10 protein-coding genes are annotated in these 14,075 nt (G+C 70.7%); 6 read left to right on the forward strand and 4 right to left on the reverse strand.

All coding sequences use genetic code 11. The features are described from left to right. Positions 1 to 303: 303 nt before the first annotated feature. Together WH85_RS34120 and WH85_RS34125 are read right to left on the reverse strand one after the other, a co-directional pair. On the reverse strand, positions 304 to 897 hold the full coding sequence (locus WH85_RS34120) for a hypothetical protein (protein WP_052720999.1): 594 nt from the start codon (positions 895 to 897) through the stop codon (positions 304 to 306). 202 nt (positions 898 to 1,099) lie between these two features. Continuing rightward, a complete protein-coding gene (locus WH85_RS34125; protein WP_045746243.1) occupies positions 1,100 to 1,747 on the reverse strand; it encodes a response regulator in 648 nt (215 codons plus the stop codon). 161 nt (positions 1,748 to 1,908) lie between these two features. Between WH85_RS34125 and WH85_RS34130 the strand changes: the two genes are divergently transcribed. From WH85_RS34130 to WH85_RS34145, 4 genes are all read left to right on the forward strand, one after another. Then, positions 1,909 to 3,546 carry a GAF domain-containing sensor histidine kinase gene (locus tag WH85_RS34130; protein WP_083449466.1) on the forward strand — a complete coding sequence of 546 codons (1,638 nt, stop codon included), beginning with the start codon at positions 1,909 to 1,911 and terminating at the stop codon, positions 3,544 to 3,546. A 74-nt stretch (positions 3,547 to 3,620) separates the two neighbouring features. After that, positions 3,621 to 4,577, forward strand: coding sequence for an Acg family FMN-binding oxidoreductase (locus tag WH85_RS34135; RefSeq protein WP_045746221.1), 957 nt, complete (start codon positions 3,621 to 3,623; stop codon positions 4,575 to 4,577). A gap of 4 nt (positions 4,578 to 4,581) precedes the next feature. Beyond that, positions 4,582 to 5,331, forward strand: a complete 750-nt coding sequence (gene cbiQ, locus WH85_RS34140; RefSeq protein ID WP_045746222.1) for a cobalt ECF transporter T component CbiQ — start codon at positions 4,582 to 4,584, stop codon at positions 5,329 to 5,331. Between the two features lie 58 nt (positions 5,332 to 5,389). Continuing rightward, the gene (locus tag WH85_RS34145; protein WP_045746223.1) at positions 5,390 to 6,142 is read left to right on the forward strand and encodes an energy-coupling factor ABC transporter ATP-binding protein; all 753 of its coding nucleotides are present in this window, start codon (positions 5,390 to 5,392) and stop codon (positions 6,140 to 6,142) included. Here the strand turns inward: WH85_RS34145 and WH85_RS34150 are convergent. Together WH85_RS34150 and WH85_RS34155 are read right to left on the reverse strand one after the other, a co-directional pair. Beyond that, entirely contained in the window at positions 6,126 to 6,575 is a 450-nt protein-coding gene (locus WH85_RS34150; RefSeq protein WP_045746224.1) for a peptidoglycan-binding domain-containing protein, read from the reverse strand. The two genes, WH85_RS34145 and WH85_RS34150, sit on opposite strands and share 17 nt — an antisense overlap. 246 nt (positions 6,576 to 6,821) lie before the next feature. Next, the gene (locus WH85_RS34155) at positions 6,822 to 9,257 is read right to left on the reverse strand and encodes a phosphoketolase family protein (protein ID WP_045746225.1); all 2,436 of its coding nucleotides are present in this window, start codon (positions 9,255 to 9,257) and stop codon (positions 6,822 to 6,824) included. 208 nt (positions 9,258 to 9,465) lie between these two features. Here WH85_RS34155 and WH85_RS34160 point away from each other — a divergent pair, with 208 nt between their 5' ends. Both WH85_RS34160 and WH85_RS34165 read left to right on the forward strand, forming a co-directional pair. Continuing rightward, positions 9,466 to 10,584 (forward strand): FAD-dependent monooxygenase, encoded by a 1,119-nt coding sequence (locus tag WH85_RS34160; protein ID WP_045746245.1) that lies wholly within the window; start codon positions 9,466 to 9,468, stop codon positions 10,582 to 10,584. Positions 10,585 to 10,615: 31 nt separating this feature from the next. Beyond that, complete coding sequence (locus WH85_RS34165; RefSeq protein WP_052721000.1) at positions 10,616 to 13,732, forward strand: NACHT domain-containing protein; 3,117 nt, start codon at positions 10,616 to 10,618, stop codon at positions 13,730 to 13,732. Positions 13,733 to 14,075 lie beyond the last annotated feature (343 nt).

Genomic DNA, 14,075 nt, shown 5'->3' on the forward strand with positions numbered 1-14,075 from the left:
CCGCTCGGTCAACACCAGCGGCACCATCGGACGGCCAGCACGCGACATCACTCGACGCTACACCCGAATAATCGGCGAACTTCAGACGCAGGACACTAGACACGTTTCGTCGTCAGGTCCACATGGCGACTTCAGCCGCCCACCACGCCCGTAATCACCACACCCACCCGAGCGTGGTGATTTCAGGCGCCCAGCACGCCCGTAATCACCACACCGCCACGGGTGTGGTGATTACGGGCGTCCAGCGCGCCCGAAATCACCACGCAGACCTTGACCGCGAAACGTGTCTAGCCCGCCGTGAACTCAGAGGGCCATCGAAGTCAGCCGCATATGGGCGGCCGCCACGAACGCCTTCTCGTCGTCCGCATGCAGGCGCAGCTGGGTGACCGGCGGGCCGGCGCCGGCCGGGAGCGGCAACGCGACCGGCGACCGCAGGTGGATGTCGACGTTCGTCTCGCTGCCGGCGACGAGGTGCAGGGCGCCGTCCTCGACCTGGATGCTCTTCGACGACGGCAGCGGGCGCACACTGCGTGTCACCGTGGTGATCTGCTCCCACGGCACGGTGATGTCGACGCCCAGGGCGGTGCGCGCCCGGATGCCGGCCGGGCCCACCACGTGGGGGGTGCGGCGCATCGCGGCCAGTAGGCCCAGCATCCACAGCAGGCCCCAGAGGCTCAGCGCCAGGGTGATCCAGCGGGCCGGTGGCCATGGGATCACGTGGCTGACGATCACGTCGAGGATCGGAATCTCGACGATCGACATGCCGATGAAGGCGCCGAGGATCGGGTTGACGATGCGGTGGTGGGTGAAGGCCTGTTCGCCGGGGGCCAGGTCGAGTGGGGCGCGCCGGAGCCATTGGAACAGGCTGCGCCACATCATGGCTTCGACCGCGGCCATTCTGCTCATCATCGTGACTTCCCCCGAACCCTTTGCAATACGACTGCAATGTAACCGGGGAACGGCTCGGGGCGCAAGGCGCGGCAGGGCGGTGACCAGGCACGGGAAGATCGCGTTGGGGGGTACGGGACTCCCCGTCACGCGTACGAAAAAATGAAGAACGGCCTGGACCGAATCGCCCAGGCCGTGCCGAAAGAGAGATCTAGTGATGTGAGGGGTGGTCGCCGAGCAACTTGGTGGCCAGCACCGCGGCCTGCGTGCGACGCTCCAGGCCGAGCTTGGCCAGCAGGCTGGAGACGTAGTTCTTGACCGTCTTCTCGGCCAGGAACATCCGGCCGGCGATCTCCCGGTTGGTCAGGCCCTCGGCGACCAGTTCCAGGATGCGGCGTTCCTGATCGGTCAGCGACGCCAGCTCGCGGGGCTGCTCGACGCCGTTACGGATGCGTTCGAGGACACGCTGGGTGACCGCCGGGTCGAGCAGGGACTGGCCGGCGGCGACCCGGCGGACCGCGTCGACCAGGTCGGTGCCGCGGATCTGCTTGAGGACGTAACCGGACGCGCCCGCCATGATCGCGGCGAACAGGGCCTCGTCGTCCTCGTAGGACGTCAGGATGAGGCCGTTGATCGACGAGTCGACGGCGCGCACGTCGCGGCAGACGTCGATGCCGTTGCCGTCGGGCAGGCGGGCGTCGAGGACCGCGACGTCGGGGCGCAGTGCGGGGATACGCCGGGCCGCCTCCCGGGCGGAACCCGACTCGCCCACGACCTCGATGTCGCCGCCCGCCTGGAGCAGATCGACGAGGCCGCGGCGGACGACCTCGTGGTCGTCGAGGAGAAAGACTCGGATCATGTCTTATTCATACCGCCCGCCCGGCCCCACACCTAGGGCACAAGGTCCCGGCGACCCGGATCTCCCGACCGGCTAGCCTCGGACACGTGTCAGACGGATCTCCGCCCACCCTCGGCCTGAGCCCCCTGTCCCGCATCCGCCTGGACGAGCTGTTGCAGGAGATGCAGAACCGGGTGGGCGCCATCGTGTCCAGCCGGGAACGGCTGCGGGCGCTGCTGGACGCCGTGGTCGGCATCGGCACCGACCTGGATCTCAACAGCACGCTGCAGCGGATCGTGGAGGCGGCGTGCGCGCTCGCCGACGCGAGGTACGGGGCGTTGGGCGTGCTGTCGCCGGACGGTCCGAGCCTGTCCGATTTCGTGACGCACGGCATCGATCCGGCGACCCACGCCAAGATCGGTGACCTTCCGCACGGCCGGGGTGTGCTGGGCCTGCTGATCACCGAGCCGCGGCCGGTCCGGCTGCCGGACATCACCCAGCATCCGGACTCGTACGGCTTCCCGGCGCACCACCCGCCGATGCACAGCTTCCTCGGCGTCCCGGTCCGCACCCGCGACCAGATCTTCGGCAACCTCTACCTGGCCGAGAAGATCGGGGCCGCCGAGTTCACCGAGGATGACGAGGAGATCGTGGTGGCGCTGGCTGCCGCGGCGGGCGTCGCCATCGACAACGCCCGGCTCTACGAGGTGGCCCAGCGCCGGCAGCGCTGGCTGGAGGCGGCCGGCGAGATCACCGGGGTGCTGCTCGGGACCGTCCGCCGGACCGAGGCGCTGCGGCTGATCGCCCGCCGGGCCCGCGAGGTCGCCGACGCCGAGCTGGTCATGGTGCTGCTCTACGACGAGGAGAACGACCGCTACACCATCGAGGTGGTGGAGAGCGCCGACGCCGACTGCAAGGGCATGACCGGCCGGGTGCTGCCGGTCGACGGCCTCGGCGCGCAGACCTTCGGCACCGAGCGCTACCTGATGCTGGACAACCTGCGTGAGGTCGCCGAGTGGCCCGGTCCGGTGCCGGGGAGCGCCGCGCTGGCCGCCCCGCTGGCCGGCGCGGACATGCCGCAGGGCGTGCTGATCGTCAGTCAGGCCGTGCACCGGGCGGTCCTCACGTCCGACGACGCGGTGCTGCTCTCCACGTTCGCCGGGCAGGCCGCGCTGGCCCTGGAACGGGCCCGCGCCCAGGAGCAGCGGGAGCTGCTGGCCGTCCTGGAGGACCGCGAGCGCATCGCCCGCGACCTGCACGACGTGGTCATCCAGCGGCTGTTCGCCACCGGCATGCAGCTGCAGGGCGCGGCCGCGCAGGCGTCCGGGGCCAAGCCGGAGGTGCTGCGGCGGGTCAACGCGGCGGTCGACGACCTGGACGCCACCATCCGCGACATCCGCCGGTCGATCTTCGAGCTGCGCGCCCCGGTCGGCGCCACGCTGCGCACCGAGCTGCGCGACACGGTCGACGCCGCCTTCGACACGCTGGGCTTCCGGCCGGTGCTGGAGACGTCCGGGCCGGTGGAGAGCGCGGTGCCGGACGACATCGTGCCGGAGCTGATGGCGGTGCTGCGCGAGGCCCTGGCGAACGTGTCCCGGCACGCGAACGCGACCGCCGTCCGCGTCTCGGTGCGTGCCGCCGGCGGCGAACTGATCCTGCAGGTCGAGGACGACGGCGTGGGCATCGACCCGGCGCTGGCCCGCGGCGGCATGGTCAACATGGGTGAGCGCGCCCACGACCTCGGTGGGGCCTTCGAGATCGCCACCCGGCCGGACGGCACGGGGGCCATGGTCACCTGGCGGGTTCCGCTGTCCGGTTGAGGAGGACTTTCGGCCCTTAACGGACCGGGCACCGGCACGGCACGGTGGAGGTACACCGTGAAGGAGAATCAGCCGTGACGCGCTACGACGAGTCCGACCTGCGGCGCGCCGCCGCGGCCGGGATCCATGCCCCGTCCATGTACAACAGCCAGCCGTGGATGTTCCGGCTCCGCGACGGCGCCATCGAGGTCCTCGCGGATCCGGGCCGGCACCTGGCCGTCGCCGACAACGGCGGCTGGGCGATGCGCCTGGCCTGCGGCGCGGCCACGTTCAACGCCCGGCTGGCGCTGGCCTGGGCCGGCACCCCGGCCGAGGTGCGCCTGCTGCCCGACGGCCACGAACCCGAGGTGATCGCCCGGCTGACCCCGGGACGGCAGCGCCCGCCCACCTACATCGAACGTGACCTGCACGCCGCGATCGAACGCCGGCACAGCAACCGGGAGCCGTTCTGGCCGGACCCGGTGCCCGCCGACGTCCGGGTCCGCCTGATCGAGGCGGTGCAGGCCGAGGGCGGCTGGCTCGATCTGCTGGTCGGGATGACCGCACTGACCGGCTTCTCGGAGATCGCGCACAGCGCCGACCGGGTGCTGCGCCGCGACGTGCGCTACCAGTCCGAGCTGATCACCTGGACCGGCGCCGACACGGCCGAGGACGGCATCCCGGTGGCCGCCGGCGCGCCGGTCGCCGAGCACCAGGACCTGATCCCGCAACGGTCGTTCGCGCAGCGGCACCGGTCGCCGGGACGCGACTACGAGCCGGAGCCGCTGGTCGGCATCCTGGGCACCGCCGGGGACCGCCGGCTGGACCAGGTGATGGCCGGTCAGGCGCTGCAGCGGGTCCTGCTGGCCGCGACCGACGCCGGGCTGACCGGTTCGCTGATCTCCCAGCCGATCGAGGTGCCGGCCGCCCGCGACCAGTTGCGGCGGTCGCTGGGCCGCAGCGGGTTCCCGCAGATCGCGTTCCGGGTGGGCTACGGCTATCCGGGTCACCCGTCCGCCCGCAGGGACGTGGCGGACGTGCTACTAAGCTGACGGCATGAGCCTGCACCTCGACCGGGAGAGCCCGATCCACCGGCTCTCCCCCGAGGTGAAGATCGTGGCGATGCTGCTCTTCACCGTGCTGGTGGTGAGCACGCCACGCACCGCGTTCGCCGCGTTCGGCGGCTACCTCCTGTTGCTCGCCGTCGTCGCGGTGATCGCCCGGGTGCCGGCCGGCTGGCTGGCGAAACGGGCCACCATCGAGCTGCCGTTCGTGGTTCTGGCGGTGGCGCTGCCGTTCGCCGGGCGCGGCGAGCGGGTCGACTGGCTGGGCTTCTCGCTGTCGGTCGACGGCCTGCACGGCGCATGGAACATCTTCGCCAAGGGCACGCTGGGGGTGCTGGCGTCGCTGCTGCTCGCCGCGACCACCACGATGCGGGACCTGATCCTCGGGCTGGACCGGCTGCGCTGCCCGGTGGTGTTCACCCAGATCATGACGTTCATGCTGCGCTACATCGACGTGCTCGCCGACGACGCGCGGCGGATGCGGATCGCCCGGCTCTCCCGGGCGTACGATCCGCGGTTCCTCTGGCAGGCCAAGGCGTTCGCGGTCGGCGTCGGGTCGCTGTTCCTGCGCTCCTACGAGCGTGGTGAGCGGGTCTACCTGGCGATGCTGTCGCGCGGCTACACCGGTCGTCTCCCGGCCGTCTCCGACTCCCGGGCGCCCGCCCGGGAATGGGCGTTGTCGGCCACGCTCCCGGTCGCCACCGCCGCGATCCTGGCCGTGGTCCTCGCCAGGGGCATGTGACTCCTCCTCGTTCACACCCGTTGCGGGTGTGACCGGCTCCGCCTCTAGCATCATCGGCATGACCCCGGCCCTGAGCATCACCGGACTGCGTTTCGCCTATCCCGACGGGCGCGAGGCGCTGCGCGGCGTCGATCTGAGCGTCGCGCCGGGCGAGCGGGTGGCCCTGCTCGGGCCGAACGGGGCCGGCAAGACCACGCTGGTGCTGCATCTCAACGGCATCCTGCACGGCGGCGGCGGGCGGGTGGAGATCTCCGGGATGCCGGTCGCCCCGGGCGACCGGGCGGCGATCACCGAGATCCGGCGCCGGGTCGGCGTCGTCTTCCAGGACCCCGACGACCAGCTCTTCATGCCTTCGGTCGCGGAGGACGTCGCTTTCGGCCCGGCCAATCTGGGGGTACGCGGTGCCGAGCTCACCGCCCGGGTGGACGAGGCGCTGGCCGCCGTCGGCATGACCGGGCACCGTGACCAGGTGCCGCACCACCTCTCGTTCGGGCAGCGGCGCCGGGTGGCGGTCGCGACCGTGCTGGCGATGCGCCCGGAGATCCTGGTCCTCGACGAGCCGTCGTCCAACCTCGACCCGGCCAGCCGCCGCGAACTGGCCGAGATCATCGAGTCGTTGCCGGTGACCGTGCTGATGGTGACCCACGACCTGCCGTACGCCCTGGAGCTCTGCCCCCGCTCGGTGATCCTGGACGCCGGCCGGATCGTCGCCGACGGCGGCACGCAGGCGCTGCTGGCCGACCGTGAGTTGATGGCCGAGCACCGCCTGGAGCTGCCGTTCGGCTTCGACCCCGCTATGCGGCGCGGCTGAGCGGGGCGCTGACGCCGCCGATCAGGGCCTGCCACGTCTTGGGCCCGATCACGCCGTCGACGGCGATCGGGGTGCCGCTCGCCAGGACCGCCGCCTGCACCTCACGGACCGCGTCCTGGGTACGCGGGCCGTACTCCCCGTCGGGTTCGACCGTGACGCCGGCCCGGTGCTGGACGCCGCGGACCGCGTTGCCGCGCGATCCCGGGGCGACCTCGACGAGCAGGGCGTGCCAGGTGTCCGGGCCGACGACGCCGTCGTCGGTGAGTCCCCGGGTCCGCTGGTAGGCGCGGACGGCCTCGCCGGTCTGCGGTCCGAAGACTCCGTCGACGGTGACCGTGTGGCCGTGCGCGAGCAGCAGGTATTGCAGGGTCGGGACGGGGTGGTCCTTGGTGCCCTGCCGGGTCGTCGGCCAGGGGTTCAGGGTGTCGGTCATGGGGGTCCCCTTCCTCATCGTCGAGCGACGGGTATGTGGTGCCTACCCCACCCTCTCTTCTAGAACCGTCGATTGAAAGGGTGAAGAATGTCTCGACCACGGAATCTTCGGCTCACCTGTTCGTAAGCGTTCGTTCAGCACGGAGATCACGCAGATGCGAACACAGAGTCGACAGACCGTGACACGTAGTGGGAAATGGCACGAGCCCGGCCCCTTGAGAAGGGCCGGGCTCGCCGTCGATGATGATCAGTTCTCCGCCCAGTCCCCCAGGGACCAGTCGCGGACCTCCGGCATGTCCTCGAGGTGCTCGACGACGTACCGCTCGTGACGCTCGAGCTGCTTCTCGCACCACGCCTTGACGTCCGACGCGCCGCTCGGCAGCCGACCCGCGTTGTTGATCGCGTCCATCACCAGGTGGTAACGCGACGCCCGGTTGCGGACCGTCATGTCGAACGGGGTCGTCGTGGTGCCCTGCTCGATGAACCCGCGCACCCGGAACCGGTCGGCGTCCGGCCGGCCGTGCACCAGCTGGTGGATGGCGCCCGGGTAGCCGTGGAAGGAGAAGACGACGTCCACGTGGTCGGTGAACAGCTCCCGGAACATGGTCTCGCTCATGCCGTGCGGGTGGTCCTTCGGCCGGGGCAGGGTCATCAGGTCGACCACGTTGACCACCCGGACCTTGAGCTGCGGCAGCTTCTCCTTGAGGATCTGCGCCGCCGCCACCGTCTCCATGGTCACCACGTCACCGGCGCAGGCCAGCACGATGTCCGGGTCGCTGGAGCCGTCGTCGGTGCCGGCCCATTCCCAGATCCCGGCGCCCTTGGTGCAGTGCTCGATCGCCTGGTCCATCGTCAGCCACTGCAGCTGCGGCTGCTTGTCGATGACGATCAGGTTGATGTACGACCGCGACCGGAAGCAGTGGTCGGCGACCGAGAGCAGGGTGTTCGCGTCCGGCGGCAGGTACACCCGGGCCACGTCGCCGCGCTGGGTCAGCACGTTCTGGATCAGGCCGGGGCCCTGGTGCGAGAAGCCGTTGTGGTCGTTGCGCCAGGCCGTCGAGGTGAGCAGGATGTTCAGGCTCGGCACCTTGGCCCGCCACGGCAGGTGGCTCGCCTCCTGCAGCCACTTGCCGTGCTGGATCGTCTGCGACGCGCTGACCATCGCGAACGCCTCGTAGGTGGCGAACATGCCGTGCCGCCCGGTGAGGTTGTACCCCTCCAGCCAGCCGTGGCAGTTGTGCTCGGACAGCACCTCCATCACCCGGCCGTGGCGGCTGATCTTGACGTCGTCGCCGGTGACCGACTCCATGAAGCCGCGGTCGGAGACGTCGAAGACCGCGCCGAGCCGGTTGCTGTTGGTCTCGTCCGGGCAGAACAGCCGGAACCGGTCGTCGTTACGCTGGTAGATGTCGCGCATCATCTCGCCGAGCTTGCGCGTCGACTCGGCACGCCCCTGGGCCGGCCGCTGCACGTCGATCGCGTAATCCCGGAAGTCGGGCATGTCGAGATCCCGGGTGAGCAGTCCGCCGTTGGCGTGCGGGGTGGCGCTCATCCGCAGGTCGCCGTCCGGGTTGATCGAGCGCACCACGTCGGTCGGTGAGCCGGTCGCGTCGAAGAGCTCCTCCGGACGGTACGACCGCAGCCAGGTCTCCAGATCGCGCAGGTGCTCGTCGTTGCCCTTGACACCGGAGAGCGGCACCTGGTGCGAGCGCCACGTGCCGGTCACCGTGATCCCGTCGATCTTCTCCGGGCCGGTCCAGCCCTTCGGCGTACGCATGATGATCAGTGGCCAGTGCGGGCGCTGCCCGTCCCAGGTGCCGTTGCGGGCGGCCGTCTGGATCGCCCGGATCTTGCCCCAGGCCTCGGCGAGCACCTGCGCGAACCGGTGGTGCATGCCGGGCAGGTCGGAGCCCTCGATCTCGATGACGTCGTAGCCGTGGCCCTCGAGCAGCTTGCGCACCTCGGCCGGGTCCTTGCGGGCCAGCACCGTCGGTCCGGCGATCTTCGCGCCGTTGAGGTGCAGGATCGGCAGCACCGCGCCGTCGTGCTCCGGGTTGATGAAGGAGACGCCCTTCCAGGAACCCTCGAGGGGGCCGGTCTCCGCCTCGCCGTCGCCGACCACCGCGATGGCCAGCAGGTCCGGGTTGTCCATCACCGCGCCGAACGCGTGCACCAGGACGTACCCGAGTTCGCCGCCCTCGTGGATGCTGCCCGGGGTGGTCACCGAGACGTGGCTGGGGATGCCGCCCGGGCTGGAGAACTGGCGGAAGAGCGTGAGCAGGCCGTCCTCGTCCAGGCTGACCTTCGGGTAGACCTCCGAGTAGGTGCCCTCGAGGTATCCGGCGGCCACCAGCGCGGGACCGCCGTGACCGGGACCGGCCAGGTAGATCGCCTGCTGGCCGGTGGTCTTGATCAGGCGGGAGACGTGGGCGTACACGAAGCTCAGGCCCGGGCTGGTGCCCCAGTGGCCGAGCAGACGCGGCTTGATGTGCTCGGAGGTCAGCGGCTCCCGCAGCAGGGGGTTGCCCTGCAGATAGATCTGGCCGACGGTGAGATAGTTGTTCGCCCGCCACCAGGCGTCGAGGCCGGCGACCTCGGACTCGTCGGGAGCGGCGAGCTTCCGCACGAGTGCGTCCTGGTCGAGCGTGGCGGCCCGGTTTTCCGAAACGGCGGTCACGGTCATTCCTCTCGGGAGAAGCGTGTTCGCGTCCTGACGTGCTCTTCGCGTTCTTTCAAGGTCGAATCTAGGCTTGCGGAAGCACGGCCGCAGGGGGCCAAAGACATCGGTCCCGGGTCTTTCGGCCCACCCGCCCGGGACGTTACCCACCGCCGGGTCCCGTATGCCGTTCCGGGCCTCCCGATCAGGGACACTTGTCGATATGATCGGCCGCGTGCCCGCCGTCGAATCGGTTCTGGTGGTCGGTGCCGGTGCGGCCGGCTGTGCCACCGCGATCCTGCTGGCCTCGGCCGGCGTCACCGTCGATCTGATCGACTCCCGCCCCACGGTCGGCGCCGTGGGCTCCGGGATAACCCTGCAGGGCAACGCGCTGCGCGTCCTGCGCACCCTGGGCGTCTGGGAGGATCTCCAACCTCGGGGGTACGCCTTCGACGGCCTCGGCATCCGCGCACCCGGCCCGCAGGCGGCCCTGCTCGGCGAGGTCACCGACAACCGCACCGGCGGGCCCGACCTGCCGGCCACCTTCGGCACGTACCGCCCGGTGCTGGCCCGCATCCTGGTCGAGCGGGCGGCGGCAGCCGGTGCCCGCATCCGGTACGGCACCGCCCTGACCGGCGTCGACCAGGACGCCACCGCGGTCACCGCCCACTTCGCCGACGGCACCTCCGGCGTCTACGACCTGGTGGTCGGCGCCGACGGCCTGCACTCGACGACCCGGTCCGCGGTCGGCATCGACCTGCCCACCACCGACGTCGGCATGGACATCTGGCGTTTCGTCGCGCCCCGCCCGCCCTCGGTCACCCGCACCGAACTGATCTTCGGCGGTCCGCTCTTCATCGCCGGCTTCTGCCCCACCGGCGACGACTCCCTCTACGGTTTCCTGGTCGAACGCCCGCAGAACCGCGGCGACCTGCCCCCGGCCGAGGCGCTGGAGCTGGTGCGGTCCCTGGCCGAGCCCTACCACGGCCCGTGGGACGACATCGTCGCGTCGTCCCCGGTGAACTTCACCCGCTTCCAGGTCCACCTGCTGCCCCCACCGTGGAACCGCGGCCGCGTCGTCCTGATCGGCGACGCCACCCACGTCTGCCCGCCGACGGTCGCCCAGGGCGCCGCCCAGTCCCTGGAGGACGCCGCCGTCCTGGCCGAACTGCTGACCACCCGTCACACCGTGGACGACGACCTGTGGACGGCGTTCACCGAGCGCCGCTACGAACGGGTGAAGACCGTCGTCGACGTCTCGATGCAGATGTGCCACTGGCTGCTGGAGGGGGTGCGCGGCGACGTACCGGGCCTGCACGCCCGCGTCTTCCAGGCCGTCTCCCACCCCGCCTGACCCGCTTGCATCGACCTCCATGATGGAGGTTATGCCCCGGTCACTGAGTTACGCGGATGCCGTCCGTCTCCTGGGCGGCCAGGACAGCAGGACCGTCACCGCCATCGAGAGGGTCGCCGGTGCCCTGATGCTCGGCACCGCGCCGGTGGTCTCCGAGGTGCTGGGCTGGTTCGACGCCAAGGGCGAACTGGTCCGGCTGAGCCACGACCTGGTCCGTTCCCTCTCCGAACGCCGCAGCGGCCTGTCCCGCCACTCCCGCACCGAACGCCTGGAGGCCGCCCACACGGTCCTGGTGATCACGTCGTTCTTCGAGGCCCTGAACGACGTGCGGCTGCCACTGACCCTCGACGAACTGGCGCTGACCGCCGAGGAGCAGGCCGGTCTCGCCGGCCGCCGCCCCCTGGAACCCGGCAGGTCGATGGTGTTGATCCTGCAGACCAGCGGCCAGCCCCAGCCACAACCGCAGGAGGCGCCCGAGGCGTTCCGGGGCCGTCTGCTCGTCCACTACGCGATCCTCCGCGGAGTCCTGCAGAAGTTCGTCGACGGGCTCTCCGTCGTGGACAGCCTCGACGACACCGGGAGGCGGCGACTCTCCGAAGCCTTCGACCGCGTCCCCGAGCACGCCTGCCGGCGCTACGACGAGTCGTTCCGGCGGTTGGCGGCCGACTTCCCCGAGGTCGCGTGTTGGGCCGGGCAGCGGGAACACCGGGCCACCCGGGCGGCCCTGGCCGAACTGGAGGAGGCACTCCGGGCGATCTCCACCGGCCGGGCGCCGGACGAACGCCGCGAAAGCCTGGCCCGGGCCTACCAGGCCGAGCTGAAACGGCCGGTCGTCGAGTCCGGGGACGCCCCGGAGGGGATCGTGGTGCCCGCCCTGTGCGAGGCCTACCTCCCGCCCCGCTTCCGGGCGGCCGGGGTCTCGCCCGCCGCCCGGATCAGCGAGGAGTCCTGGTGGTCCGCGCTCCCGGTCCGCGACGACCTGCGGGAGTTCCTGATCGGGCACCTGACGTCCCCGCAGGCCGTCCGGGCGCCGCTGCTCGTCCTGGGCCAGCCCGGTTCGGGCAAGTCGGTGCTGACCCGGGTGCTGGCCGCCCGGCTGCCGGCCGCCGACTTCCTGCCGGTCCGGGTGGTGCTGCGCGACGTCACCGCCGCCGAGGACTTCCAGGACCGTCTCGAACACGCGGTCCGCAAGGCCACCGGCGAACGCGTCGACTGGCCGGCCCTGATCCGCTCGGCACCCGACACCCTGCCGGTGATCCTGCTGGACGGCTTCGACGAACTCCTGCAGGCGACCGGTGTCAGCCAGACCGACTACCTGGTCAAGGTGGCCGCCTTCCAGCGCCGCGAGGCCGAGCAGGGCCGGCCGACGGCGGTGATCGTCACCAGCCGCACGGCGGTCGCCGACCGGGCGCGTACCCCGGAGGAGACCGTCGCACTACGCCTGGAACCCTTCGACGACGGCCAGGTGCGGGCCTGGCTGGACATCTGGAACGCGGCCAACCCCGGCACGCCGCCGGTCCCCGCGGCGACCGTTCTGGCCCACCCGGACCTCGCCGAACAACCGCTGCTCCTGCTGATGCTCGCGCTCTACGCGGGCGGCGGCGGCACTCTCCAGCAGGGCCTTCACACCCACCAACTGTACGAACGGCTGCTTCACGACTTCGCCGAGCGCGAGGTCGCCAAGCACCGTCCGGGCCTGCCCGGCCGCGAGTTCCGGGACGCCGTCGAGAACGAGCTGCGGCGCCTGTCCGTGGTGGCCTTCGCCATGTTCAACCGGGGCGCGCAATGGGTCACCGAGGCCGGCCTGGACGACGACCTCACCGCACTCCTCGGCCACCCGGGTGCCGCCCCGGCCAGCGGCCTGCGCCCGGCGCTGCGGGACGCCGAACGCCAACTCGGCCGGTTCTTCTTCATCCACCGGGCCCGGGCCGCACACGACGACACCCGGCTGGAGACCTACGAGTTCCTGCACGCCACCTTCGGCGAATACCTGGTCGCCCGCCTGACCTGCCAGGTCCTGGCCGACATGGCCGCCCGCGAGTCCGCCTCGACGATGTCTTTCGGCGCGGCCGAGGCCGACGACGACCTGCTCCGCGCCCTGCTGTCGTTCCAGCCGTTGAGCGCCCGCACCCCGATCATGACCTTCCTCGCCGCCTTGGCTCCGGCAGATGGCCGCGATAATTTACGCAATATCCTGATCCGCCTGTTTCGAGCGGTCCCCTACACACCACCCGCCCACCGGTTCGCCGCCTACCGGCCCAGCCCCGCGAGCGAGCCCGCCCGATACGCCGCCTACAGCGCCAACCTTCTCCTGTTGTGCGTCTTCCTCACCGGAGAGCTGGCAGCCTCCGATCTCTACGGGCCCGACCGCGACATCTACGACGCCTGGCACAGCGACACTCTCCTGTGGCACTCCCAGCTCTCCCACCCGAGCGGCTGGATCAGCCTGACCGAGACGATCAAGTTGGACCGGATCTGGTCCGGCGGACGGCGCGACCTACGGCTCGCCGCCCTGCCTCATCGATCGACGCGGATCAAACCGGTCGACGTCTTCTGGACGCTCGACATCAGTCCCGACCGGGCCGACCGCGCCGATCTCGTGTCACGGCGGAACAATCTGAGTCCCGCCTCCCTGCGCCAAACGGCCACCTTCGCCGTCAGTTCCGCCACCGACGTGACCCAGCACACCGTCGAACCGCTGTACACGAACCTGGGATTCGCCGTGACCAGCTTCGTGGGGTCCGTATCGGCAGCCCACCTTCTGATGCGGTTGTGGACCAACCCGTCGCCGGAGATCTACCTCGCCGCCACCGACGTCGTCACCCGCGACCTCCAGTGGACCGGCGCGGACCAGCGGAGTTACAGCGTCCACATTCTCGACCGGCTGCAGACGGACCCGGAGGCGACGGCCGACCTCGCCCTCAGCGTCCTGGATACGCTGCTCGGTGCCCGGTTGTCCTTCGATTTCCGGCTGCTCCACGCCTTCCTCGGGGTGATGATGCGATTTCTGGGCCGGGACTCGGAGGATGACGCCCTCCAGCACGGCCTTCTGGAACGCCTTCCGATAGCCGAAATCGCCGCCGAGCCGACCGCCCCGGCCTGGCTGCTGGACCGGATCGCCGAGCTGACCGGCCGCGAACCGGAGTGATGGAGGGCAGCTCCTCCACCACTCCGCAGCGTCTAGACCCGTTTCGTGGCTAGGGTGCGAAGCCCGTCCGCGTGGTGACTTCGGGCGCGCTGGACGCCCGAAGTCACCACACCCGTGGCGGTGTGGTGATTACAGGCGCGCTCGACGCCCCAAATCACCACACCCCTGGTGGTGTGGTGAATACGGGCGCGCTCGACGCCCCAAATCAACACACCCGTGGCGGTGTGGTGAATACGGGCGCGCTGGACGCCCCAAATCACCACGCTGTTGTGGGTGTGGTGAATACGGGCGCGCTGAGCGCCCGAAATCACCACAGAGGCAGAGCCTGACTGCGATTAGGTGT

The organism is Actinoplanes rectilineatus, assembly GCF_000962825.1.
In the GTDB taxonomy this organism is placed as follows: domain Bacteria; phylum Actinomycetota; class Actinomycetes; order Mycobacteriales; family Micromonosporaceae; genus Actinoplanes; species Actinoplanes rectilineatus.

Coding starts and splice junctions, on each gene's coding strand:
- WH85_RS34130 (WP_083449466.1), top strand. CDS start 1,909: ATGCAGAACCGGGTGGGCGCCATCGTGTCCAGCCGGGAACGGCTGCGG.
- WH85_RS34125 (WP_045746243.1), bottom strand. CDS start 1,747: ATGATCCGAGTCTTTCTCCTCGACGACCACGAGGTCGTCCGCCGCGGC.
- WH85_RS34165 (WP_052721000.1), top strand. CDS start 10,616: ATGCCCCGGTCACTGAGTTACGCGGATGCCGTCCGTCTCCTGGGCGGC.
- WH85_RS34145 (WP_045746223.1), top strand. CDS start 5,390: ATGACCCCGGCCCTGAGCATCACCGGACTGCGTTTCGCCTATCCCGAC.
- WH85_RS34120 (WP_052720999.1), bottom strand. CDS start 897: ATGGCCGCGGTCGAAGCCATGATGTGGCGCAGCCTGTTCCAATGGCTC.
- WH85_RS34155 (WP_045746225.1), bottom strand. CDS start 9,257: ATGACCGTGACCGCCGTTTCGGAAAACCGGGCCGCCACGCTCGACCAG.
- WH85_RS34150 (WP_045746224.1), bottom strand. CDS start 6,575: ATGACCGACACCCTGAACCCCTGGCCGACGACCCGGCAGGGCACCAAG.
- cbiQ (WP_045746222.1), top strand. CDS start 4,582: ATGAGCCTGCACCTCGACCGGGAGAGCCCGATCCACCGGCTCTCCCCC.